At 66.8% G+C, this 24,941-nt stretch carries 19 protein-coding genes; 11 read left to right on the top strand and 8 right to left on the bottom strand.

What is annotated here, in order from left to right:
* Window positions 1-8: 8 nt before the first annotated feature.
* The 8 genes from tssG to tssA all read right to left on the bottom strand — a co-directional run bounded on the left by tssG (window position 9) and on the right by tssA (window position 8,041).
* A complete protein-coding gene (tssG, locus tag BM279_RS02525; protein WP_093500629.1) occupies window positions 9-1,022 on the bottom strand; it encodes a type VI secretion system baseplate subunit TssG in 1,014 nt (337 codons plus the stop codon).
* On the bottom strand, window positions 1,004-2,863 hold the full coding sequence (gene tssF, locus BM279_RS02520) for a type VI secretion system baseplate subunit TssF (protein ID WP_093500627.1): 1,860 nt from the start codon (window positions 2,861-2,863) through the stop codon (window positions 1,004-1,006). Before tssF ends, tssG begins: the two co-directional genes overlap by 19 nt.
* Window positions 2,860-3,375, bottom strand: coding sequence for a type VI secretion system baseplate subunit TssE (gene tssE / locus BM279_RS02515; protein WP_093500625.1), 516 nt, complete (start codon window positions 3,373-3,375; stop codon window positions 2,860-2,862). The genes tssF and tssE overlap by 4 nt, the downstream gene beginning before the upstream one ends.
* Window positions 3,363-4,163 (bottom strand): type VI secretion system accessory protein TagJ, encoded by an 801-nt coding sequence (locus BM279_RS02510; RefSeq protein ID WP_093500623.1) that lies wholly within the window; start codon window positions 4,161-4,163, stop codon window positions 3,363-3,365. The genes tssE and BM279_RS02510 overlap by 13 nt, the downstream gene beginning before the upstream one ends.
* Before the next feature lie 166 nt (window positions 4,164-4,329).
* Complete coding sequence (locus BM279_RS02505) at window positions 4,330-4,818, bottom strand: Hcp family type VI secretion system effector (protein WP_013789377.1); 489 nt, start codon at window positions 4,816-4,818, stop codon at window positions 4,330-4,332.
* 73 nt (window positions 4,819-4,891) lie between these two features.
* Window positions 4,892-6,385 (bottom strand): type VI secretion system contractile sheath large subunit, encoded by a 1,494-nt coding sequence (gene tssC / locus BM279_RS02500; RefSeq protein ID WP_093500621.1) that lies wholly within the window; start codon window positions 6,383-6,385, stop codon window positions 4,892-4,894.
* 12 nt (window positions 6,386-6,397) lie between these two features.
* Complete coding sequence (gene tssB / locus BM279_RS02495) at window positions 6,398-6,916, bottom strand: type VI secretion system contractile sheath small subunit (protein ID WP_013789379.1); 519 nt, start codon at window positions 6,914-6,916, stop codon at window positions 6,398-6,400.
* Window positions 6,917-7,003: 87 nt separating this feature from the next.
* Window positions 7,004-8,041, bottom strand: coding sequence for a type VI secretion system protein TssA (gene tssA / locus BM279_RS02490; RefSeq protein WP_093501211.1), 1,038 nt, complete (start codon window positions 8,039-8,041; stop codon window positions 7,004-7,006).
* A gap of 358 nt (window positions 8,042-8,399) precedes the next feature.
* On the opposite strand from tssA, the gene tagH reads away from it, so the two are divergent.
* The 11 genes from tagH (at window position 8,400) to BM279_RS02435 (ending at window position 24,846) form a co-directional block, all read left to right on the top strand.
* Window positions 8,400-10,010, top strand: coding sequence for a type VI secretion system-associated FHA domain protein TagH (gene tagH / locus BM279_RS02485; RefSeq protein ID WP_093500619.1), 1,611 nt, complete (start codon window positions 8,400-8,402; stop codon window positions 10,008-10,010).
* Between the two features lie 55 nt (window positions 10,011-10,065).
* The gene (gene tssJ / locus BM279_RS02480; protein ID WP_093500617.1) at window positions 10,066-10,533 is read left to right on the top strand and encodes a type VI secretion system lipoprotein TssJ; all 468 of its coding nucleotides are present in this window, start codon (window positions 10,066-10,068) and stop codon (window positions 10,531-10,533) included.
* Between the two features lie 14 nt (window positions 10,534-10,547).
* Window positions 10,548-11,882, top strand: coding sequence for a type VI secretion system baseplate subunit TssK (gene tssK, locus BM279_RS02475; protein ID WP_093500615.1), 1,335 nt, complete (start codon window positions 10,548-10,550; stop codon window positions 11,880-11,882).
* Between the two features lie 6 nt (window positions 11,883-11,888).
* The gene (locus BM279_RS02470; RefSeq protein ID WP_093500613.1) at window positions 11,889-13,235 is read left to right on the top strand and encodes a DotU family type VI secretion system protein; all 1,347 of its coding nucleotides are present in this window, start codon (window positions 11,889-11,891) and stop codon (window positions 13,233-13,235) included.
* Entirely contained in the window at window positions 13,232-16,750 is a 3,519-nt protein-coding gene (tssM, locus tag BM279_RS02465; RefSeq protein ID WP_208604512.1) for a type VI secretion system membrane subunit TssM, read from the top strand. Before BM279_RS02470 ends, tssM begins: the two co-directional genes overlap by 4 nt.
* On the top strand, window positions 16,747-17,406 hold the full coding sequence (tagF, locus tag BM279_RS02460) for a type VI secretion system-associated protein TagF (protein ID WP_075935572.1): 660 nt from the start codon (window positions 16,747-16,749) through the stop codon (window positions 17,404-17,406). Before tssM ends, tagF begins: the two co-directional genes overlap by 4 nt.
* On the top strand, window positions 17,403-18,131 hold the full coding sequence (locus tag BM279_RS02455) for a PP2C family protein-serine/threonine phosphatase (protein WP_093500610.1): 729 nt from the start codon (window positions 17,403-17,405) through the stop codon (window positions 18,129-18,131). Before tagF ends, BM279_RS02455 begins: the two co-directional genes overlap by 4 nt.
* Before the next feature lie 83 nt (window positions 18,132-18,214).
* Entirely contained in the window at window positions 18,215-21,241 is a 3,027-nt protein-coding gene (locus BM279_RS02450; protein ID WP_093500608.1) for a serine/threonine-protein kinase, read from the top strand.
* Window positions 21,241-21,957 carry an ABC transporter ATP-binding protein gene (locus tag BM279_RS02445; protein WP_093500606.1) on the top strand — a complete coding sequence of 239 codons (717 nt, stop codon included), beginning with the start codon at window positions 21,241-21,243 and terminating at the stop codon, window positions 21,955-21,957. Before BM279_RS02450 ends, BM279_RS02445 begins: the two co-directional genes overlap by 1 nt.
* Complete coding sequence (locus BM279_RS02440; protein ID WP_093500604.1) at window positions 21,957-23,153, top strand: FtsX-like permease family protein; 1,197 nt, start codon at window positions 21,957-21,959, stop codon at window positions 23,151-23,153. The genes BM279_RS02445 and BM279_RS02440 overlap by 1 nt, the downstream gene beginning before the upstream one ends.
* Window positions 23,146-24,846 (top strand): formylglycine-generating enzyme family protein, encoded by a 1,701-nt coding sequence (locus BM279_RS02435; protein ID WP_093500602.1) that lies wholly within the window; start codon window positions 23,146-23,148, stop codon window positions 24,844-24,846. Before BM279_RS02440 ends, BM279_RS02435 begins: the two co-directional genes overlap by 8 nt.
* The last annotated feature ends 95 nt before the right edge of the window (window positions 24,847-24,941 follow it).

Genomic DNA, 24,941 nt, shown 5'->3' with positions numbered 1-24,941 from the left:
CCTGTCCTCTAATTCGGGGTAGTGAGCGGCTGGGTGGCGACGTGATGCCTATCCAGCAGCAGATCCTTTGCATCCTCGCGCGGCTTGCCGAGCCAGGTATCGAAGCCGAGTCGGCAGCCGCCATCCAGTGACGCGGGCGGTACCTCCTCCTGTTTGAGCACCAGGTTGGTGTCCCAGTCCAGTTCCATGCCGACGTACTCGGCCACCCACGCCGCCAGTTCGGCGAGCAGCGGCTGGTCGGGCAGGAAGCGGCGGTATTGCGCCAGGCTCAGCGGGCCGATGCGCAGGCGGAATTTGTGTTGCCGATCCCATACGTGGGTGCCCAGGCACAGGTCCATGCCCAGGGTGCAGGTGCTGGCGCCCAGGCGGCTGTACTCGGGCAGCGGCAGCCACTGGCCGACGTACTCCTCGAGCGCCACCGGCACGCCGAAGTACTCGGCGAGGATCGCCTGCAGGCCATCGGGGTAGCGGGTCTGGGCGGCCAGGTGACCGGTGAAGTAACAGCGCGCCGCGTCCGGGATCGGGCCCTGGCCGAGCAGGCTTTCCATACCGCGGCCAGACAGCGCGCCGAGGCGCGGCGACCAGTAGTCGTCGGTGGCGCGATCCTGGGCCACCGTTGGCCGGGCTTCTGCCCAGGCGCGGTAGAACAGGGTCAGCAGGCGGTGGTTGAAGACGTCGAGAAAGCGTTTGAAAGTGGCGTCGCCGTGGTGGCGCTGGCGCTCGCGGGCGTGCTCGGTGAGGTGGATCGGCAGGGGCCCATTGGGCCCGGTCAGGCCGAAGAAGAACTGCTCGATACGCGGCGTGCCGGTGCTGTCATGGATGACGCTGGCCAGGGTCGAGGGCGCGAAGCCGCAGTCCGGCTTCTGGCCCAGGCGCAGCGGGTCGTCGACCAGGCGCACGGAATGGCCCAGGCGCGGGCTTTGCGGGTATTTGCACTCGATGCGCCGCATGGCCTGGAAGAAGTCGTAATTCCAGGGCGTTTCGGCCATCGCCGCCAGTGTGTTCACAGCGTCGGCCGACATCCGGGCTTGGCCCTCCAGCGCATCACTTCGCCACGTTCGGTGGTGCGCAGCACCGTCTCGGTGAAGCTGTTGATCGACACGTATCGGGTCAGGAAGCGCTCCAGCACCGAACCGAGCAGGAACACGCCGGTACCGCGGAAGGCGTTCTCGTCGAACTCCAGGCCGATCTCCAGGCCACGCCCGAATACGATCGGCCCCGGCATCGGCAGGCGCCGCGTGCATGGCTGGGCGGTGACCTTGCGCAGGCCGTCGATCTGCAGCTGCAGGGCGTTGTCGCCGACATCACCGTACAGGCGTAGCAGTTCGCGCAGCGCCGCGGCGCCCTGGCCTTGCTCGCTGAGCGATAAATAGTTGAGCGACAGCTGGCTGATCAGACGCCAGGCACTGGCGTCGTGGGCGCGGCTGGCCCGTGGGCGGCTGGGGCCGGCCAGGCAGCGCACGGCGACCACCGGGGCGCTGTCTTCGAGGGTGAAGTCGCTGCGCGTGCCGCCGATCGGCATCGACAGCGGCAGGTCTCGGTTGGTGCACAGCGCGGCGATGCCCAGTTGGCGCAGGTCATGGCGGTAGGGCGCCTGGTTGGCGTCGACCAGGGAGATGAAGGTCTCGCTGCCCACGTAGGTCGAGCGCGGGCCGTTGCGCCGTTGCTTGCTCGACAGCACGCGAGGCTCGCGGCGCAGGCTGTACCAGGCCTGTTCGCGACCATAACGCGACGGGTCGCGCACCGCGTAGAACGGCTGGAACGGCTGTTCGGGGCCGCTGCCATGGCCGCTGACCTCGGTGACCGAATGGATCTCGAAATCCTGCGGTCGGGTGCGGTCGGCGATGATCTGGTGCTCGTGCACGCGGTCGCTCAGGTGAATGCGGTCGGCACGGCGGGCGAACAGGTTGATCGCCGGGGTGCAGAACAGCCGGAACTGCTCGGCACCGATGCTGTTTTCCAGGCTGTTGTCGAGGCGGTTGAACAGCACCACGAGCTCCAGTTCCTGGCTGGCGTTGCGCTGCACGGCGCGCTTGAGGCCGGTCAGCTCGACGAACAGGAAACGGTTGGGCAGGGCGAAGTATTCCTGCAACAGGCGATAGCCCTGGAAGGCGCGGGGCACCACCGGCAGGGCAGCGTCCTGGTCATCGAAGCCACGCGCGCGCAGGTTGTCCGGCGGCAGGCGTTCGACCCAGGAACCATCCACGGCACGGACGAACAGTGCGCAGACGTTGCCCATCAGTTGTTCGTAGAGGCGGAACGGCTGCTCGTCGGCACCATGCAGGAAGAAGGTCAGGTTATCCAGATCCAGCGCATTGAACGGCAGCCCGGCACCGGTGTGCAGACGCAGCCGCACGGCGGCCTTGGCGCCCGGTTCGCTGGCCGCCAGGCGGCCGAGCTGGGTACTCGGGTTGCCGAAATAGCTGGCCTGGGTGACCTCCAGCGGCCACAGGGTGACTGGCTGGCAGGTGCGGTATTCGCAGGCGGTCTGCGCCTCGCTGCCCAGGGCACCGCGCAATGAAGCGCCGCGCTCCAGGGTGAAGCCGCTGCTCAGCGAGCCTTCGTTGGGGTCGGCGCACAACTGCACCACGGTCATCGACGGCGTCGGTGCCAGGTAGTGCGGATAGGCGATTTCCAGCAGATTGTGGGTGAAGGTCGGGTATTCGGCGTCGAGTTTGAGCTGCACCCGTGCAGTCAGGTAGGCGAAACCTTCTAGCAGGCGCTCCACGTAGGGGTCGGCGCACTCGACGCCGGACAGGCTCAGGCGGCTGGCGATCTTCGGGAATTCACGGGCGAACTCCTCCGCGCTTTCGCGGATGTGCTGCAGCTCCTGATTGTAGTAACCGAGCAGGCGCGGGTTCATCGGCGTCTCCGTGAGGCGTCGGCGGGCAATACCTGGACGTGCCCGGTTTCCAGATCCAGTTCGGTGGTCAGCAGCAGGCGCAGTGGCATCGGGTGGGCCCAGAGATCACCCTCGATCTCGAAGCTGAGGGAGTTGTGGTTCATTTCCTCGGCCTCCTGGCGGGCGCGCACGCGCAGCGACGAGCGCACGATGCGCGGTTCGAAGTCGGCGATGGCCTTGGTCAGCAGGCGCTCGACCGCCCTAATGTCGATGCTCGAGGCGCTATGCCCGGCCAGCGGCGGCAGGCCGAAATTGACCACCGAACTGCCGGCCCGGGTCAGGGCCTCGTCGTCGCTGGTCAGCGGGGCGATGGTATTGAACAGCCAGGCCAGGTCGCGCAGCACCGAGGCGCGCAGCTGGTTGAGGGTCAGCACGCGCTTGTCGACGCTCTCTGCCGGGTTGCTCGGGTCGTCGTCGAGCAGACGATCGAGCAGGGCGGGCTGCAGGCGCTCCTGACGTTTCAGGTCGGCCATGCCGCAGCATTCCCGTGCTCGAAGCTCAGCGTGCGCAGATCGAACAGCGCCTGGTCGCCGCTATCGAAGGCCAGCAGGCGCTGGCCGAGCGGCACGCCGTCGTCCTGCCATTCGGTCTTGCGGGCCAGGCGCAGCGCGCCGTCGCTGCTGGCGTGAGTACCCGGGTAGCGGCTGGGGATCAGCGCCACGGTGCTGCCGCCATTGGTCAGGGTCAGCTGGGCCGGCAGCCAGACCAGGTCACGCAAATCACTGGGCGCTTCGACGCTGAGGCTGGCGATATTTTCCATGGGCAGCCAGACGTAGCGGCCGTTGACGATCAGCTCCAGCACCGGGCCAAGGCGCGGGTCGGCGTCGGCCAGCCAGGTGAAGGCGGTGTCATCGAGCTTGCCCGGCACCGCGGCAGCGGCTTCGAAGGCCTGGTCGCGCAGGCTCTGGGCTGCGGCGGCGTTGCCCTGGGCGTCCTGTTCGAGGGCGAGAATCAGCGGCGCGACCCATTCGGCCGGCTGGCCGAGTACCACGGGCGTGGTCTTGCCGGCGAACACCTGCTCGCGCAGGGCTTCGCAGTTCAATGCCGTGCTGTAGGTCTGCACCATCGGCAGGCAGGCAGCATCCAGCTCGCCGGCGACCTTCAGCTGGTTCTGCGCGCGGCTCCATTGGCCCATCACGGCCAGCAGCTGGAACAGGAACACGCGCAGTTCGGCCTTGGCGGGTTGCGCCCGAACCTGGTCCTGCAGCGCCTTCAGCGCGTCGTCGAGCTGTGCGTTACGCAGGTATTGTTCGGCAGTCATTGTCGGTCCCTGTACTGGCGCGGTCACCGCGTACGTGCGGTGATCCTTCGAGGCGCTGCGCCTGCGTTGGCAGTGAACAGCGCATCATCGAAAATTCGTTCTGGTCAGAACCAGCGATGCCCGGCGCAGTGCCGGGCATCGCTGTGTACCCGCAAGGCGGGTGGTGTTACACCTTGACGTTCTGGCGGATGTTCCAGCCGTACTTGACCGGGCCACCGTCTTTGGCGCCGTCGGCTTTCTGCGGCTGGTAGTCGACCAGCACCTGAGCGAAGTTCAGGGTGACGTTCTCGGTCAGGCGATCTTCACCACCGCTGCCGCCGGTGCTGATGGACGACACCAGCACTTCTTTCAAGGTGATGATCAGGTACTCGACCTGGGAGTCACCGCCGGCTTTGCGGACGGTCAGCTTGGCTTCCGGATAGTGCTTGCCGCTGGAGCAGGCCATCATCAGGTTGGGGCTGGATTTGTCGACGTACTTGGTCAGCGACAGATCCTGGATATTGACCTTGCCGGCACCGCCGCCACCGCCAACGTGCATGGAACCGGACTGGCTCATGCCCCAGCTCCAGGCCAGTACGTCGATTTCGTCGGCGTGGGCCTTGTCTTTGGACTCGCCCTTGACGTCGCCAATCTTGATGAACATATCAACAGCCATCATTCCTCCTTTCGTGGCTTTTGCCACTCTGTTTCAGCTACGCCCGCCAATGCGGGCGCCACAGTGACGAGCCTCAGGCCCCCTTGGCCGAAGGCAGTTTGGATACCAGGCGCAGCGACACGGTCAGCCCTTCGAGCTGGTAGTGCGGGCGCAGATAGAACTTGGAGCTGTAGTAACCCGGGTTGCCCTCGATTTCCTCGACCACCACTTCCGCTTCGGCCAGCGGGTGCTGGGCCTTGGTGGTTTCGGTGGAGTGCGCCGGGTCACCGTCGACGTAGTTGAGGATCCAGTCCTGCAACCAGCGCTGCATCTCGTCGCGCTCTTTGAACGAGCCGATCTTGTCGCGCACGATGCACTTCAGGTAGTGAGCGAAGCGGCAGGTGGCGAACAGGTACGGCAGGCGCGCGGCCAGGTTGGCGTTGGCGGTGGCGTCCGGATCGTCGTACTCGGCCGGCTTGTGCAGCGACTGGGCGCCGATGAAGGCGGCCAGGTCGGTGTTCTTCTTGTGCAGCAGCGGCATGAAGCCGTTCTTCGCCAGTTCCGCTTCGCGGCGGTCGGAAATGGCGATTTCGGTCGGGCACTTCATGTCCACGCCACCGTCGTCGGTGGGGAAGGTATGCGCCGGCAGGTTCGGCACTTCACCGCCCGACTCCACGCCACGGATGCGCGAGCACCAGCCGTACAGTTTGAACGAACGGTTGATGTTGACCGCCATGGCGTACGCCGAGTTGGCCCAGGTGTACTTGCTGCTGTCGGCGCCGTCGGTTTCTTCCTCGAAGGCGAACTCTTCGACCGGATCGGTCTTCGCACCGTAAGGCTGACGCGCCAGGAAGCGCGGCATGGTCAGGCCGATGTAGCGCGAATCCTCGGAGTCACGCAGCGAACGCCAGCCGGCGTATTCGGGCGTGGTGAAGATCTTGGTCAGGTCGCGCGGGTTGGACAGCTCCTGCCACGAGCCCATGCCCATGACCGTCGGCGAGGCCGCGGAAATGAACGGCGAGTGCATGGCGGCGGAAATCTTGGCGATCTCACCGAGCAGCTCGACATCGGGCGGCGACTGGTCGAAGTAGTAGTCGCCCACCAGGCAGCCGTAGGGCTCGCCACCGAACTGACCGTATTCCTCTTCGTAGAGCTTCTTGAAGATCGGGCTCTGGTCCCAGGCGGTGCCCTTGAATTTCTTCAGGGTCTTGTGCAGTTCGGGCTTGGAGATGTTGAGCACGCGGATCTTCAGCTGCTCGTCGGTCTCGGTGTTGTTGACCAGGTAGTGCAGGCCACGCCAGGCGCTTTCCAGCTGTTGGAAGTCCGGGTGGTGCATGATCAGGTTGACCTGAGCGGTGAGCTTGGCGTCGATCGCGGCGATGATCGATTCCACCGACTTGATGGCGTCGTCGGAGATCAGGTCGGTCTTGCTCAGGGCATGCTCGGCCAGGGTGCGCACAGCGGTTTCCACCGCTTCACGGGCACGCTCGGTCTTGGGTTTGAATTCCTGCAGCAGCAGCGAGGCGAATTCGCTGGTCTGTTCGGAGGTGGCAAGCGACTGTTCGGACGCCTGGGGCTGTTGGCTCATCGTGGCGTCCTCTTAGGCTTGCGGCTCGTTGTCTTGGGGCTTGGGCGCACTGGCCAGGGCCTGCAGCAGGGCCGGGTCCTTGATCGCCTTGATGATCAGCTCTTCGGCGCCAGTCTTGCCGTCCATGTAGGTCAGCAGGTTGGCGAGCTGGGTGCGTGCTTCGAGCAACTGGTTGAGCGAATCGACCTTGCGAGCGATGGCCGCCGGGCTGAAGTCGTCCATGCTCTCGAAGGTGATGTCCAGGCTCAGGTTGCCCTCACCAGTCAGCGCGTTGGGCACGTGGAAGGCCGCGCGCGGCTTCATGGCCTTGAGGCGCGAGTCGAAGTTATCAGCGTCGATTTCCAGGAACTTGCGATCGGCGACGGCGGCCAACGGCTCTTCCGGCTTGCCGGCGAGGTCGGCCATCACGCCCATGACGAAGGGCAACTGCACCTTTTTCTCGGCGCCGTACAGCTCCACGTCGTACTCGATCTGCACCCGCGGGGCGCGGTTGCGCGCGATGAATTTCTGGCTGCTGGTGGTGTTACTCATGTTGCTCCTCCTGTGCATGGGCACTGGCTTCTGCGGCCAATGGCCGGTAGCTGTGTGCGTGGGGCTTCCCTGAAGATCCGCCGCACGTTAGTCGTATTCGGGGCCGCGCAGGTTTTCGAACTGCGACATACCGTCGGGAATCAGATTGCGCACGATTTCCGCGAAATCCGCGGTGACCAGCTTCTGCGCGCGCGTCAGTAAGACCGGGACCGGGCTGGAAGGTTCGTGCTGGGCGTAATATTCGAGCAGGCGGTCGAGGGTACGCAGCACATCGTCGCGGCTGGCGATCCGACCGGGTGCGGCAGGCGCCTGGCGCGCTGCTGGTGGCGCACTGCTCGCGTCATCAGCGGCGTCGCTGTAGGCGGACATCTCTTCGCTGTAGGACGAGTCATCGCCGGCCACCGGTGCCTGGTCGTTGAAGATCTGCCGGGTGTGGCGCAGCAACTGCTTGAGGGATTCGAGGTTGGCACTTTGCGCCGAGCCGACGCGATCGCTGAGCAGACCTTCGATATCGGCCAGGGCCGCGGCGGCCTCGTCAAGGGCTACGCGGGTGCTGTTGAGCAGCTCGGCGTCGGTATCTAGAAAGGCGCCACGCAGTTGTTCGGGCGACAGGGTTTCGCTGGCGAAGCGCTGCAGGTCGGCGGCATTCAGGGCTGCGCGGATGCTTACCGCACCGAAGGCCCGCGAGCGGGTGATGCTGGCTTCGCGCAACAGCACGATTACCGGCTCGGCGCTCAGTGCATTGAGCGCGTTGATGCGAATGGTCGGGTCGTTGTCATCGTCGGCGTCGAGCTGCGGGTAGACGCCTTCCCAGTACTGGGTCAGTAGCTCGCGTACCAGGGTCAGGCCCTGGGCCAGGCCATTCAGGCCCTCGAGAGCGATGGCGCTCTGCAGGTACAGGCTGGCCAGGCGCAGGTCCTTGCTACGGACGAACAGGTCGCTGGCGCGCTCGCGCACCTGGCGCCAGTCCGGCGGCTCGGCAGCGATGACCGACTGGCCCATTTGGCGCTCGGGCTGGCCCAGGGCGAGACGCTCGAGCTCGAGAAATTCGGCGTCGTATTCGAGGTCTTCGCCGTGCGGCGTCTCGTCGGATACCGGGTTGAGCAGGTGCGACACATCCACCACGTAGGTGCTCTCCATGTCAGGCCCAGGGGTCGAATGAGCGCTCGCCGCCTAACAGCCTGGCGGCCCGTGCTCATGACGAAAAGCGGCGAAATGCCACTATTCAGGCGGGGTTCGGTGCAGATCGGCGCCATTCTCTGAGCGGCCTTTGAGCATTGTCAAGCGAGGGCAAGGCGGTAGAAACTGTAGTGATGCACAGTATTTCGGTCTTCTGTGCGGTGACTCACAACCGCCTCGAATTTATTCCCGTCCGACCATTGAACCGTCTTGATTAAGGGAAAAAAATAGAGCGCTTTGGCTATTGACGATTGTCCTCGTCAATGGCGTTTCTGTTTTTCCGGCCGCACTGCAAGGAGTCGCAATGCCGTTGCGCTTGTTCATCACCACGTACCACAAGCTGACCCCCGGGCAACGGGCGGAGGTCGAGCTCGATCGCGGTGAGCTGAAGATCGGGCGCAGAGCCGGCAACGACTGGGTGCTGCCCGATCCCGAACGCCTGGTCTCCAGCCAGCACTGCGTGATCCAGTACCGCGACGGTACCTACTACATCACCGATACCAGCACCAACGGCGTGATTCTGCAGAACGCTGGCACGCGCCTGCGCCGCGGCAGCAGCGAGCCGCTGGAAGACGGCGAAGTGCTGAAGATCGGCGAGTACGAGATCCGCGTGCAGATCAGTGGGATCAGCGTCGCGCCTGCTGCGCCACCGGCATCCGGCATGGCTGACGATCCGTTCAACAGCTTTGAGGCGCTGCTCGGCCGCACTGCCCAGCCACTGGAGATGCCACCGGTCAATCCTGCGCCGACCGCCCCGGCGCCGCGCCGCGATTCGCCATTCGATACCAAGCCGGATCTGTTCGATTTTCTCAGCCCGCCGCCGGCCGTGGCGCCGTCGGTGTCCGATCACGTGCCGGCCCAGCAGCATGACTTCCGACCGCCGCGCCCGACGCAGCCGGCGCCTGCCGTGGTGCCTGAAGCAGCGCCGTCCTCGGTGATCCCGGCAGACTGGGACCCGTTCGCCGACTTGCAGGCCGCGGCGAAGCCCCAGCCGATTGCCGATCCATTTGCCGCGCCGCCCAGGGTGGACGCGTTGCAGATTCCGGACCCTTTCGCCGAACCGCCGCAAGCCGAGGCGCCGCCGATCCCGGATCCGTTTGCCGACCTGGCGCCGATGCCGGCCGTGGAAATCCCGGCGTTCACCGTGGAGCAACCGCCGGTTGAGCCGGTTCAACCGCCGCCGGTTGCCGAGCCGGTGGCGAAACCCCAGCCTGCACCTGCACCTGCACCTGCACCTGCACCTGCACCTGCACCTGCACCTGCACCTGCACCTGCACCTGCACCTGCACCTGCACCTGCACTTGCACCTGCGACTGCCGTCGACGATGGCGAGCTGATGGAAGCCTTTCTGCGCGGCGCCGGCCTGCAGCACCTGCGTCTGGACCGCGCGGCGGCCGCGGCGCAGATGGAGGCCATCGGCCGCAGCTATCGGCTGATGGTCGAGGGGTTGATCGACGTGTTGCGCGCCCGTGCCAGCCTCAAGGGCGAGTTCCGCATGGCGCAGACCATGATCCAGCCGGTGCAGAACAACCCGCTGAAATTTGCGCCCAACGTCGACGAAGCGCTGCTCATGTTGCTGCGCCACGACAACCAGGCGTTCATGGCGCCGGACCAGGCGGTGGGCGAGAGCTTCGACGACCTGCGCGCCCACCAGCTGGCGCTGATGGCGGGCGTGCAGGCAGCCATCAAATATTTGCTCGCGCGCTTTGAACCGCGTGAGCTGGAAGGGCGTCTGAACAAGCCGAGCGGGCTCTCGGCACTGCTGCCCAATGGCCGGCGGGCGCATTACTGGGAGTTGTTCACCGAGCTGTACGCGACCATCTCCCAGGAGGCCGAGGACGGTTTCCAGGAGCTGTTCGGCCGTGAATTCAGCCGTGCCTACGAAGAACATATTGCGAGATTGCGAGGCCGTTGAGGCCCTGTGGCCTGCCGCGTCGTGGCGGGCCAGCGGTAACCATCGAGGAAGCGTTATGCCAAGGATTCTGACACTGCTGGTCTTTCTGCTGCTCGGCGCCTGCGCGTCGGGGCCGAAGGAGCCAGCGCCCACCACCGTCGAGCTGCAGCTACAGGCCAGCCGCGACCTCAACCCGGCGCTCGACAGCGCGGCCTCGCCGGTCTGGGTGCAGATCTACCAGCTGCGCAATGCCTCGACCTTTTCCCGTGCCGACTTCTTCTCGCTGGTCGACCGTGCCGACGCCACCCTGGCGAGCGAGCTGATCGAGACCGAGCGTTTCGTGGTGCGCCCTGGCGAAACCCAGCGCAAGTCACTGACCCTCGACGATGCCACCCGCCACCTCGGCGTGGTGGTGGCCTACCGCGCCCTCGACCGTTCGATCTGGCGCCAGGTCATCGAAATTCCTGCCCATCAGGCAAGCGCCCTGCGCCTGCAGCTGGACGCCTATGCCATCAGCGCTGCGCCGCTGACCCCTCTTGAGTGACTGGAGACCCGTTCATGTCCTGGAACAATCGTGTGGTTTGGTCGGAGGGGATGTTCCTGCGGCCGCAGCACTTCCAGCAGCAGGATCGCTACATCGAAACCCTGGTCGAAAGCCGCAATCATGCCGTGCAGCCCGGCGCCTGGGGCTTTTCCCAATTGCTGATCGACAGCGCCCTGCTTGCCCAGGGCAAGCTGGCGATCCTCTCTGCGCGCGGCCTGCTGCCGGACGGCACGCCGTTCAACATTCCCGAGAACGACGCTGCGCCAGCGCCCTTGAACACCGATGAGAACCTGCGCGACGGCATTGTCTACCTGGCCCTGCCGCTGCGCCGTGCCGGCCTGCGCGACACCGTGGAGGCTGGCGAGCCGCTTGGCTCGGCGCGCTACCTGAGCAGCGTGCACGAAGTGCGTGACGACAATTCCTCGCTGGAAAGCCGCGCGCCGGTGGCCATTGGTTCCCTGGCGCTTCGCCTGATCACCGAGCGTGACGGCCTCGACGAGCATGCCGCCGTCGGCGTGGTGCGCGTGGTGGAGAAGCGCGAGGATCGCAGCCTGCTGCTCGACGACAGCTACATCCCGCCGCTGCTCGACGTCAGCGCCTCGCGGCCGCTGTCCGGCTTTCGCAACGAACTGCTCGGCCTGCTGCACCAGCGCGGTGAAGCCCTGGCCGGGCGGGTGGTCGCCTCCGGTGCAGGCGGTGCCTCGGAAATTGCCGATTTCCTGCTGCTGCAACTGGTCAACCGCGCCCAGCCGCTGGTTGCCCACCTGGCGCGCATCGCCCCGCTGCACCCGGAAGTGCTGTACCGCGAACTGGTGGCGCTGGCCGGTGAGTTCTCGACCTTCACCGCCGCCGAGCGCCGGCCGGGTGAGTACCCGGTATACGAACACGACGACCTGACCACCACCTTCGCTCCGGTGATGCTGGCGCTGCGTCAGGCACTGTCGATGGTCATCGACAGCCGCGCGATCCCGATTCCGATCATCGAGAAATCCTACGGCGTGCACGTGGCGATGCTCGCCGACAAATCGCTGCTCGATTCGGCCAGCTTCATCCTCGTGGTGCGCGCCGATGTGCCGGGCGAAAGCCTGCGCGGGCATTTCCCGCAGCAGGCGAAGATTGGCTCGGTGGAGCACATCCGCGATCTGGTCAACCTGCAGCTGCCGGGTATCGGCCTGCTGCCGCTGCCGGTGGCGCCGCGCCAACTGCCGTACCACGCGGGTTCCAACTACTTCGAACTGGACCGGGGCAGCGATCACTGGAAACAGCTGATCCACTCCGGCGGTTTCGCTTTCCATATCGCAGGCCAGTTCCCGGGCCTGAATCTGGCCTTCTGGGCCATCCGAGGCTGACGCGCGATGACCATCGACGATCCATTTGGCGCCTTGCCCGGCCAGCCCGGCAAGGGCAGCGACCCGGCTAACGACCGCACCATGATCATGCCACGCCCTGGTGGCCGCGCGGCTGAGCCGGCGCGCCCGGCTCCCGCCGGTTCGCCACCGCCACAGATGCCCAGCGCGCCGCCGCTGGCCGCCCGTGGCCTGGGCCTGAACCCTATCGAAGCGGCGGCCGGCCCCATGCTGGCGCTGCTGACGCGCCTGCGCAGCACCATTTCCCATCCCGCGCCGGCCAGCCTGCGCGCCCAGCTGCTCGGCTACCTGCGCCAGTTCGAGGACAAGGCCCGCGCCGCCGGCGTGGCCCAGGACGAAGTGATGCTGGCGCGCTACGTGCTGTGCACCGCGTTGGACGAAGCAGTGATGAGCACGCCCTGGGGCAGCAGCAGCGAGTGGAGCAAGCAGAGCCTGTTGATCACCCTGCACAACGAGGCGTGGGGCGGCGAGAAGGTGTTCCAGCTGCTCGACCACTGCCTGCAGAACCCCCGTCAACGCCTCAACCTGCTGGAGCTCCTGTACCTGTGCATCAGCCTTGGCATGGAAGGTCGCTATCGGGTCATGCAGGACGGCCGCAGCCAGCTCGACGCCTTGCGCGAGCGAGTGGCGGCGACCATCCGCAGCATCCGTGGCGAGATCGAGCGCGAGCTGTCGCCGCACTGGCGCGGCCTGGTGGTCGCCCGTGATCGTCTGCGCCAGTTCCTGCCGCCCTGGGTGGCCGTGGCCATCGGCCTGGCAATCCTGCTGGTGCTGCTGTTCGGCCTGCGCATGAAACTGGCCGCCGAGGCCGAGCCGGTGTTCCGCAACCTGCATGCCCTGGGCGACGTGCCGGTGCAGACCATCGACCGCCCGGCGCAACAGCCGCGTATCGTCGAGCGGCCACGCCTGGCCGGTTTCCTGGCCGAGGAGATTCGCGCGCAAAAGGTGGCGGTGGAAGATGCCGTCGATCGCTCGGTGGTGACCATCCGCGGCGACCAGCTGTTCGCCTCCGGCAGTGCGACCATCGCCGATGACTTCCAGCCGCTGCTGCTGCGCATCGCCGAGGCGATCCGCAAGGTCAACGGCCAGGTGCTGGTCACCGGCCACAGCGACAACCGGCCCATCGCCACGCTGCGTTACCCGTCCAACTGGAAGCTCTCCCAGGACCGCGCCCAGCAGGTGATGGATGTGCTGGCAGCCAAGACCGGCCAGCCCGCACGCTTCCGTGCCGAGGGGCGCAGCGATACCGAGGCGGTGGCATCCAACGACACGGCAGAAGGCCGTGCGCGTAACCGCCGCGTGGAAATCACAGTTTTTGCGGAGGGCGTCGAGTGAAGGCGTTTTTCGGTTTCATGGCCCGTTGGGTCATGCCGGTGTTGGGTCTGATCGCGCTGGCACTGGTGATTTGGTTCATCGGCCCGCTGATCGCCATTAGCGGTTTCGAGCCACTGGCGAGCAGCACCGCGCGCTGGACGCTGATCATCCTGCTGTTCGCTGCCTGGGCAGCCTGGCGGGTGATGCGCATTATCCAGGCACGGCGCAATGCCGCCAAGGTCATGCAGGGGCTCGTCGAAGTGGCGCCGGACCCCACCAGCGTGGCCACCGCCGAGGAGCTGGCCACCCTGCGCGAGCGCATGGACGAGGCCCTGGGCCTGCTCAAACGCGCCAAGCTGGGCGGGGGCGAGCGGCGCAATCTCTACGAACTGCCGTGGTACGTGATCATCGGCCCGCCCGGTTCCGGCAAGACCACCGCCCTGGCCAACTCCGGGCTGCGTTTCCCGCTTGCCGAGCAGATGGGCGCCGGTGCCGTGCGCGGCGTGGGCGGAACCCGCAATTGCGATTGGTGGTTCGCCGACGAGGCCGTCTTGCTCGACACCGCCGGGCGCTATACCACCCAGGACAGCCACGCCGCGGTCGACAAAGCCGCCTGGCTGGGCTTTCTCGACCTGCTGAAGAAGCAGCGTTCGCGCCGCCCTATCGATGGCGCCTTCGTGGCCATCAGCCTGTCCGACCTGCTCCTCGGCAGCGAAAGCGAGCGCGCGGCCCACGCGGTGGCCATCCGTTCCCGGGTCCAAGAGCTGTATACCCAGCTCGGCGTACGTTTCCCGGTCTATGTGATGCTCACCAAGCTGGACCTGGTGCCCGGCTTCATGGAGTTCTTCGAGGGCCTGAGCAAGGAAGAGCGCGCCCAGGTCTGGGGCATGACCTTTACCCTGGACGACGGCAAGAGTGCCGAAGGCCCGCTGCAGGTGTTGCGCAGCGAGTTCGACGCGCTGGAGGCGCGCCTCAACGAGCGGCTGGTCGAGCGCTTGCAGCAGGAGCGCGATCCGGCGCGGCGCGACCTGATCTACGGCTTCCCGCAGCAGTTCGCGGCGCTGCGCGAAGCGCTGGCCGGTTTCCTCGATGGTGTGTTCAAACCCAACCCATACGAGGAGCGGGTGCTGCTGCGCGGTGTGTACCTGACCAGCGGCACCCAGGAAGGCAGCCCCATCGACCGGCTGATCGGCGCCATGGCCCAGAGCATGAGCCTGGATCGTCAGCACCTGGCGCGCCAGACTGGCACCGGGCGCAGCTATTTCATCGAACGCCTGCTGCGTGACGTGGTGTTCGGCGAGCGTGGCCTGGTCGGCGCCAACCCCAAGGTCGAGCGGCAGAAGCGCTGGCTGGCCCGCGGGGTGATCGCCGCGACCGTGGTGCTGGTGCTCGGCACCGCCGCCGTCTGGTTCGCCAGCTTCCGCGCCAACCAGGCCTACATCGCCGCAGTGGATGCCCGCGTGCAGCCGCTGCGGGGCGAGCTGCAGGCGCTCAGCCCGGCGCAGCGCGAGGTGCTGGCGGTGCAGCCGCTGCTCAATGCCATCCGCAACGTCAGTGGCGATGCGCCGAGTTGGGCCGAGGGCTTCGGCCTGTACCAGGGCGACATGCTCGACAGCGAGGCCTCCAGTGTCTACCGCAAGCTGCTCATTGCGGTCATGGCGCCGCGGGTGCTGGCGCGTCTGGAAGAGCAACTGCGTGCCGGCGGCAATTCGGACTTCCTCTACGAGGGGCTCAAGGCCTACCTGATGCTCGGTGAAGCCGAGCGCTACGATGCCGATTTCATCAAGGCCTGGATCGCCCTGGATTGGGACCGCAGCCTGCCGCGCGACCTGCTGCCCGAGCAGCGTGACGCGCTCAACGCGCACCTGGCGGCGCTGTATGACCGCCAGCCGCCGGTGGTGCGCCTCGACGAGCACCTGATCGAGGACGTGCGCCGTCAACTGCAGCGCCTGTCCGTCGCCCAGCGCGCCTACGATCGGGTCAAGCGCCAGAAACTGCCCGACGGCATCCCCGACTTTCGCATCAGCGAAGCGGCCGGGCGTGACGCCGCGCTGGTCTTCACCCGCAAGAGCGGCAAGCCGCTGAACGAGCCGCTCAGCGGCTTCTACACCCAGCGCGGTTACCGCGAAGCCTTCCTGGTCGGCAGCGTCAGCCAGGCCGGTACGCTGGCCGAGGAGCAGTGGGTGCTCGGCCGCAGCCTGGACGATGGCCAGAACGCCGCCGCCCTGGCCCTGGAAGTGCGCCGCCTCTATGTGCAGGACTACATGCGCCAGTGGGATGCGCTGCTCGCCGACCTCGACTTCGTGCCGGTGACCAGCGTCGCTCAGGCCGCCGACGTGCTGCGCGTGCTGTCCGGCCCGACTTCGCCGCTCAAGAAGCTGCTGCAGGCAGTGGCCAAGGAAACCGACCTGCAGAAGGAGGAGCGCCTGGTCGCCGAGAAGCTCAAGGAGCGCGGCGGCGATACCGTCGACCGCCTCAAGCAGCAGCTCGGCTCGCTGGTCGGGCAGTCGGAAGAGGGCGCGGCCCAGGTACTGGCCACCGAGATGGATCCGATCACCGCGCACTTCGCCGAGCTCAACCGCCTGGTCGAGGACGCTGACGGCCAGCCGCCGGCCATCGATGCGCTGCTGCAGGACCTCAACGCGCTGTACGTGCAGGTCAGCGCCATGAGTGGTGCCAGTGGCGATGCGCTGCTGGGCGAGTCGCGCAACCAGACCACCGCGGCCGCCGACCAGGTACGCCTGAGCGCCGAGCGTCAGCCGCCGGTGGTGCAGGGCTTCCTGAAGTCGGTCGTGGGCTCCACCACCGGCACCATGATGGGTGGTATCCGCAACCAGCTGAATGCTGCCTGGATGAGCGAAGTGGTCAGCGTCTACCGCCAGTCTCTGGCTGGGCGTTATCCGCTGGATCGCAGCAGCAGCCGTGACGCGACCCTGGACGACTTCGGTCACTTCTTCGGTCAGGGCGGGGTGCTCGACAGCTATTTCCGTCGCTACCTGCAACCTTATGTCGATACCTCGGCCAGCACCTGGCGCTGGCAGCCCGGCGCCGCGCAGAAGCTCGGCATCGGCAGTGGCGTGCTGCAGACCTTCCAGCGCGCCGCGAGCATCCGCGAAGCGTTCTTCCGCTCCGGGGGTACCCAGCCGATGGTGCGTTTCGAACTGCGCCCGGTGGCCATGGATTCTGCCATCGAGCAGTTCCAGCTCGACCTCGACGGCCAGCAGTTTAGCTACGACCATGGCCCGGCACGCCCGGTGGCCATGCAGTGGCCGAGCGCCAACGGCACTGGCGTGGTGCGCCTGAACATCTCGCCGGCCTCGGTCACCGGTCGCTCGGGCATTACCCTGGAAGGGCCGTGGGCGTGGTTCCGCCTGCTCGACCAGTCGGACCTGGCCCAGGGTAATTCGCCGGATCGCTTCACCCTGCGCATGCGGGTGGACAACGCCAGCATTTCCAGCGAGCTGCGCGCCAGCAGCGCGTTCAATCCATTCCGCCGCCAGGTGGTCAGCGGTTTCAGCCTGCCGGAGCGTTTGTGAGTACACCAGGTTTCTACGGCAAGTTGGCCGTACGGGGAGATTTCATTCATCGCGGCCTGAGCCCGGCGTTCATCGAGGCCTGGGATGCCTGGCTGGCAGCGGGGCTGGCAGCCAGCCGGGAGACCCTCGGCGAAGCCTGGCTGGACGCCTACCTGGTCAGTCCGTTGTGGCGCTTCGCCGTGGCGCCCGGCTTGCTCGGCCCGGACGCGGTATGCGGGGTGATGATGCCCAGCGTCGATCGGGTCGGTCGCTATTTTCCGCTGACCATCGCCCTGCCGCTGCCGGCCGATGCCGATATCGGCCAACTGGTCAGCAGCCGTGACGACTGGTTCGAGCGCGCCGAAGGCCTGTTGCTGTCGACCCTCAACGAGGGCGCCGATGCCGAGGCGTTCGAGCGCAGCGTCGAAGCCCTCGGCAGCCCGCTGCCGGCAACCAGCAGCGAACAGCGCCGGGATGCCAGCGGCGCGACGATCTGGCCGGTGGATACCCCCCAGGATCGCGGCCTGGCCCTGATGCAGCAGGCCTGGAACGGCGCCAGCCTGTGGTGGGGCCATGGCTCCGAGCGCGTGACGCCGGGGCTGGTGCGCTTCACCGGGTTGCCGCCGGCCCAGGCGTTCTGCCGCCTGCTCAGCGAGTCTGCGGGAGGTCAGCCATGAGCCCGTCGAGCGTGACGCGCTACCACTCGGCCAGCCATAGCCATGTCGGCATGGTGCGCAAGATCAACGAGGACGCCTGCCTGGATGCCCCGGACAACGGCCTGTGGGCCGTCGCCGACGGCATGGGCGGGCATGCCAGCGGCGACTTCGTCAGCAGCCTGATCATCGATAGCCTGCGCGCCCTGCCGCCCAGTGCGGTACTCGACACCTACCGCGGGGCGATCATCGACACCCTCGATCACGTCAACGGGCAGGTGCGTGTCGAGGCCGAGAAACGGGGTGGCGCGACCATGGGCAGCACCGTGGTGGTGCTCGCCGCCCGGGGTGCCGAAGCGCTCTGCCTGTGGGCCGGCGACAGCCGCCTGTACCGGCTGCGCAATGGCGACCTGCAGCCGATCAGCCGCGACCACAGCTACGTGCAGGAACTGGTCGACAGCGGCCTGCTCGACGACGAAGCCGCGCGCAGCCACCCCATGGGCAACATCGTCACCCGTGCCCTCGGCGTGCAGGACGAGCTGGAGCTGGAAACGGCCAAGCTGGAGGTGCGCCCCGGCGACACCTTCCTGCTGTGCAGCGACGGCCTGAACAAGACGGTCGAGGATCATGAACTGCGTGAAGTGCTGGGCCACGAAGACCCCTACCAGGTGGTGCGCAGCCTGGTGCACCTTGGCTTGACCCGGGGCGCGCCGGATAATATTACCGCCGTGGTGATCAAGGCCGCCTAGGCCGCCACGGCGCCTGCTCCACTCACCATCCAGACATCCGCCGCACCCGGGGCTCCCGGGGTGGCCTCGGAAGACCAGACAGCATGGATATGCAAATACCGGGTTACGACATCGAACGCGAGCTGGGCGATGGCGCGATGGCCGTGGTCTACCTGGCGACCCAGCGCTCCCTTGACCGCAAGGTGGCGCTCAAGGTGATGGCCGCCTCGCTGGCCGCCGACCCCACCTTCTGCGAACGCTTCCTGCGCGAGGGCAGGACCCTGGCGCGGCTGTCGCATCCCAATACCGTGACCATCCACGACATCGGCAATGTCGGCAGCCTCTATTACATGGCCATGGAATACCTGCCCAACGGCACGCTCAAGGAGCGTATCGCCGCGGGGCTGAGCATCGACCAGGGGCTGGTGTGGATCCGCCAGATCGCCTCGGCCCTGGGCTATGCCCACGCCCAGGGCATGGTGCACCGCGACGTCAAACCGGCCAACATCCTGTTCCGCGCCGACGGCACCGCGGTGCTCAGCGACTTCGGCATCGCCAAGGCGCTGGACGATCGCACCCAGTTCACCCAGGCCGGCTTCGCCGTCGGCACGCCGAGCTACATGAGCCCGGAGCAGGCCCGAGGCCTGGATATCGACGGCCGCGCCGATCTCTATGCCCTGGGCGTGGTGTTCTATGAAATTCTCACCGGCAAACTGCCCTATACCGGCAGCGATTCGCTGTCCACGGCGCTGGCGCACCTGACCGAGCCGTTGCCGGCGCTGCCCATGGTGCATGGCCGCTACCAGCCGATTCTCGAGCGTCTGCTGGCCAAGGATCCCAGCGCGCGTTTCGCCGACGCCGCCGAGCTGATCGCCGCTCTGGATCGCCTGGAGTCGCCCGCCGACGATGCCACGCTGTTCCAGCCGCTGGTGCTGCCAGGGGCCGAAAAAGCCAGCGACACCAGCCCACCGCCGTTGGCGCCGGTGACGGTGGACATCCCCACCCACGCACCTGCCGCCGAGCCCACCGCAGCGCCGCGCCCGCAGCCGTCGCCGCTGGCCTCTTCGGTACGCCAGGGCAATGCCGGCGCCAGCAGGAAGCCGCTGATCCTCGGCGCCTCCCTGGCGGGCGTGCTTTTGCTGGCCGGTTGCGGCTACTGGCTGTTCGGCTCGGATGCAGCGGGGCCCGCGGCGCCGCCGGTGGCCGGCCAGCCGGCCCAGAGCCAGTCGCAGGCCCAGGCCCAGCCCAGCGGCGAGGCCGGGCCGATCTCGGCGCTGGCCGACAGCGACGGCGGTGATCGCCCGCTGCTGATGCCCGGCAAGAAGACCCTGTTCCAGCGCGTGCTGACCAAGCCGGGCGCCAAGCTCGCCGATGCGGCTGGCGGCAGCGGTGGCAAGGACATGCCGGCGTTCTCGGTGTTCTACGTCTACGCCCGCCAGGACATCGACGGCCAGCCCTGGCTGCAGATCGGCGCGTCCACCGATGGCCGTCGTGAAGGTTGGCTGCCGGCCAATGCGGTCAGCGACTGGAAGCAGAGCCTGGTGCTCAAGTTCACCGAACGCTCCGGCCGTTCGCCGGTGATGTTCGTGCGCGATGCCTCGGCCCTGGAGCAACTGCTGGCCGAGCCGGCGCGGGCTCGAGAAGCGCTGCGCGAGGCGCTCAAGGGCACCGGCCACAACGTGGTGGCGGTCGAGCCGGGCGGCAGCGCCGTGCCGCAGGATCAGTTCTACCTGTTGCCGATCTTCGACTCCGAGGAAACCTTCGACGCCAATGGCCAGCCGCTGCAACTGCTCAACGTCGCCTCCATCGACCCGGGCAGTGCCCCGCCAGTTGGGGCCGACAGCACGCCAGCGGCGATGCCGGAAGGCTTCAGGACGGCCATCGTGCTGGTGGTCGACACCTCGGTGTCGATGCAGCCCTACATCGACCGCGTGCGCGACGTGGTGCACGAACTGCAGGGGCAGATCGCCAAGCGCGGCGACCTGGACAGCGTCAGCTTCGGCATGGTCGGCTTCCGCAGCAACACCAGCAAGACGCCGGGCCTGGAGTACACCGCCAAGACCCTGGTCAGCCTGGAGCAGGGCCGCGACCCCGAGCGCTTCCTGCAACTGGCGCAGCAGATCAAGGCCACCGACGTGTCCAGCCACGACTTCAACGAAGACGCCTTCGCCGGCGTCATGCAGGCGGTCGACGGCATGGACTGGAATGGCTACGGCGGCCGTCTGATTCTGCTGGTCAGCGATGCCGGCGCGCTGCGCAAGAGCGACCCGCTGGGCCTGACCCAGATGAACGAGGCCGAAGTGCGCGAAGCCGCCCTGCGCAAGCAGATCAAGATCTACGCCCTGCACCTGAAAACTCCTGCCGGCAAGCGCAACCATGGCTTCGCCGAGCAGCAGTACCGCAGCCTGACCGCCGACCCCAACCCGCGCATCGGCGACCTGTACGTGCCGGTGGCTGGCGGTGACGTCAACGCCTTCGGGCAGAGCGTCGCGCAGATCGGCACGAGCTTCGCCGACCTGGTGCATCAGGTGCGAACCGACAGCAGCCTGCCCGAGCCCAAGGGCGGCGCGAGCATCGCCGACAAATCGGCGGCGGTCGGTTACGCCATGCACATGGATTTCCTCGGCCACCAGAGCCAGGCCCGCGCGCCGCAGGTGGTCACTGCCTGGACCAGCGACCGCGACATTACCGAACCGGCCCTGCCGGCCTTCCAGGTTTGCGTGCTGCTCACCAAGCTGCAGCTCAACGACCTGCAGCAGTCGCTACGCATGGTGGTCGACGCGGCGCGGCGCACGCAGAGTTCGCCCAAGGACTTCTTCCAGGAAATCGCCAGCGCCAGCGCGCACATGAGCCGCGACCCCTCGGCGCTGGTCAAGGGCGGCAACCTGGCGCAGAGCGGCGTGCTCGGCGAATACCTGGACGGCCTGCCATACCGCAGCAAGGTGCTGAACATGAGCCAGGACCTGTGGCTGTCGCTCAGCGTCGCCGAGCAGGAAGATTTCATCGACGAGCTGGACTCCAAGATCCGCCTCTACGAAACCTTCCACAACGACACGGCCAACTGGGTTCGCTTCGGCGATGCCGCACCTGGCGACGCGCTGTACCGCGTGCCCTTGTCGACGCTGCCCTGATGCTCAGCCTCGAGGCGATCAGCAAGACCCGCGGTGCCGACGGGCAGCGCTATCGCCTGGAAATCCCGGCGCTGCAGTTGCGCGCCGGACGACGCATCGCCTTGATCGGCACCAGTGGCAGTGGCAAGAGCACGTTGCTCGACCTGCTGGCCCTGGTGCTTTCGCCTGACCCGGGCGGCGCCCAGTGCTGGAACGATGGCACGCAGTCGCTCGATCTCGCCGAACTGTGGCGCCAGGGCCAGCATGACCAGTTGGCCGCACTGCGCGCCCGGGCCTTTGGCTATGTGCTGCAGACCGGCGGGTTGCTGGGCTTTCTCAGCGTGCGCGGCAATATCCAGCTGCCCCGCGAGCTGCTCGGCCTGCCGCTGGGCGACGCCGTCGAGCAACTGGCCGAGCAATTGGGCATCGCCGATTTGCTCGAACGCCAGCCGGGGCGCCTGTCGGTCGGCCAACGCCAGCGCGTGAGCATCGCCCGTGCATTGGCCCACCAGCCGGCCATCGTGCTCGCCGACGAGCCGACCGCATCGCTCGATCCACTGAACGCCGAGCGGGTCATGCAGTTGCTGGTCGAGCAGGCCGCTGCCCGAGACCTGTGCCTGGTGATTTCCACTCACGATCAGGCGCTGGCCGCACGCTACGGCCTGACGCCGATGCAACTGCAGGTCGAGCCCCAGGGCGACGGGCTGGTGGTCGCGCGGCTGGCGGAGTGCGGCTGATGCGCCTGGCGCTGTTCGCCCGTCTGGCCTGGCAGGACTATCGTTGCGACGCGCGGCTATCCTGGTGCGCGATCCTCGCTCTGGTCGCGGTCATTGCGCCGCTGCTGGTGCTGTTCGGCCTCAAGTTCGGCCTGGTCACCACCCTTACCGAGCGCCTGGAACGGGACCCGGCGGTGCGCGAAGTCATCCCTCTGGGCGGCGCCCGCTTCAATTTGCAGAGCATTGAGGCACTGGCTTTGCGCAAGGATGTCGGTTTCGTGATTCCGCGTACCCGTCAGATCGCCGCGACTGCCGACCTGCAAGGCCCGGCGCAGATACTCACCGTGGAAATGCTGCCAACTGCGAACGGCGATCCGCTGCTCGATGGCCGGCCGGCGCCTGCAGATGAACATGCCGTGCTGCTCAGCCAGAGCGCAGCGGAAAAGCTCGGCGTGGCAGCAGGTGATGACCTGCCGGCCAATTTCGGACGAAGCGTGGCCGGTCAGCCGCAAGTGGCCCAGGTCAGCCTGCGGGTGCAGGCCGTGCTGCCGGTGACGGCCTTTTCCCGGGATGCGCTGTTTGCCTCCCTGAGCCTGCTGGAGGCCGCCGAGGATTATCGTGACGGCCTGGCGGTGCCGGCATTTGGCTGGCCGGGCGAGCAGCCGGACGCGCAGCGCGAGCGCATCTACCCGAGTTTCCGCCTGTATGCCCGGGATCTGGATGGCGTGGAAAGCCTGCGCCAGTACTTCCAGCAGTCGCACCAGGCGGTAGCTACCCAGGCTGAGGCGGTCGCTCAGGTGCGGGCGTTGAGCCGTAATCTGGCGTGGGTGTTCTGGTCGGTGGCCTGCCTGTCCCTGACCGGCGCCTTCGCCGCGTTGGCCGCCGGCACCCTTGGCGCGGTGGCGCGCAAACGGCATGAGTTGGCGGTGCTGCGGCTGCTGGGTTTCCCGGCCGTGGCGCTGGTCGCGTTCGTGGTGCTGCAGGCGCTGTATACCGGCATCGCCGCCCTGGCGCTCTCGGCGCTGCTATACGGCTTGGCCGCCAGCGGGCTGAACCTGTTGTTCCAGTCGGCGCCGGGCGAATATGCTTGCCGACTGTTGCTCTCCCATTATCTGCTCGCAGCGATGGCTACTCTGCTGTGCTGCGTGCTCGCCGCCGCTGCCGGTGGCTGGCGGGCGGCTCACCTGGAAGCCTCGGAAGGATTGCGTCATGTATAAGGTGCTCAGCGCCACCCTGGTTCTCTCGTGCCTGGCCGGCGCTGCCTGGGCCGAGCCCGATGCCGATCCGCTCTACAACCCCAAGCCGATGGCCGGTGACGTCAGCCTGCCGCTGCCTTGCGACGGGCAGATGGTGTTCCGTTACGTCTACGTGCTGGCCAAAGGCGCGCTGGACGATCACGAAGTGACCCTCGGTTACCCGTTCAGCGAGGGTGAGCCCGGCTATCAGCAATCCTTCATTTCCGGTTACCGGCGCGACTACATCAACGGCCAGTTCACCCTCAGCGATCTGTCCAAGGACTGGCAGGCCAAAGTGCGCGGCGAGCTGCCCAAGGCCGACGGCGTGACGCCGCTCAAACCAATGCTGTACTTCATCGGCAAATACGAAGTAACCCAGCGCCAGTACGACCTGGTGATGGCCCAGGCGCCGTCCCTGGCTGGCGAGGGCGAGCCGCCGGCCTGCGAGGCGGCGTCCGGGATGGCCGCGCGGTTGCCCAAGGTCAACCTGTCGCGCTTCGACGCCGAACGCTTCGCCGCGGTCTACAGCGCCTGGCTGTTGAAACACCATCGCGACCTGCTGCCGATCAGCGGGCGCACTGGCAAAGGCGAAGACGGCGGTCAGGCCTTCGTGCGCCTGCCCACCGAAGTGGAATGGGAATACGCCGCCCGCGGTGGTCACGCGGTAAGCCGCCAGCAGCTGGAAGCGCGGTTGTTCCCGCGCCCGGTGGAGGGCAGCGACAGCGATGGCCCCCTGGGCGACTGGGCGGTATTCAATCAGGTCGCTGGCGGCACCGGGCAGAACGCGCGTCTGCTGCCCATCGGCCTGAAGAAGCCCAATCCGGTCGGCCTGTTCGACGTCATCGGCAACGCCGCGGAAATGGTCCAGGAATCCTTTCAGCTGGTGCACGCCGGGCGCCGTCAGGGCACTTATGGCGGTTTCGTGGTCAAGGGCGGCAATTACCTGGAAGGTGAGATGACCCTGTTCACCGGCATGCGTCGCGAGTACCCGCTGTTCGCGGCCGACGGCACCGAGCAGCGCAACGAGACCACCGGTTTTCGGGTGGCCATCGGTGCGCTTTCTGCGCCGCGTTCGCGATACAAGGAACTGTTTGCGCAATGGAAGGACGAAGGACGAGTCAGCACGCTTACCGATGAGATCGACGAAGACCAGGACGCCACCAAACTGCTCGATGGGCTGATCGCCAACAGCGACGATCCGCAGCTGCGCGATCGCCTGGGGATCGTCAACGAGGAGCTCAAGCGCAGCGTCTCGCTGATCGCCAAGCAGCGTGAGGATGCCGCCGGCAACCTGATTCAGTCGGCAGCCCTGGTGGCCGAAACGATCAACAACTACAACATTCGCCTGACCAATCTTCGCAAGAGCCGTGACGAGGCTCGCAGCGCCAAGGACGAAGCCTCGGCGAAACTGTTCGAAGCGGCCATGGCCAATGGGCAGAGCGCTCTGGACGGTGCTCTGGCGATTTACATCGACAACCTGGCCAACGGCACGCGCTACAGCGATGCGGTGATCCAGGCGCAGTTCCAGCGCACCAAGGAAGAGCTGGCGCGCAAACCGGTACTGGGCAAGAGCCTGGTCACCCGTGCCACCTTGTTCGTGCGCCACGTGGGCGAATACCGCAAGAACCGCAAGGCGGATGCGGATGTGATTCTCAAGCAATTGCTGGCACCCTGATCGGGTTGCCAGCCGTTACGGATAAAGGCACTGGCGAGCGGCCGGTGCCGATTGTGCAAATCAACGGCGTTAGCCGTGACAACGCAGGTGGTGTC

The organism is Phytopseudomonas straminea (assembly GCF_900112645.1).
GTDB lineage: Bacteria > Pseudomonadota > Gammaproteobacteria > Pseudomonadales > Pseudomonadaceae > Aquipseudomonas > Aquipseudomonas straminea.
The sequence above is the reverse complement of the archived record's forward strand: the minus strand, read 5'-3'. Positions and strand labels throughout refer to the sequence as shown.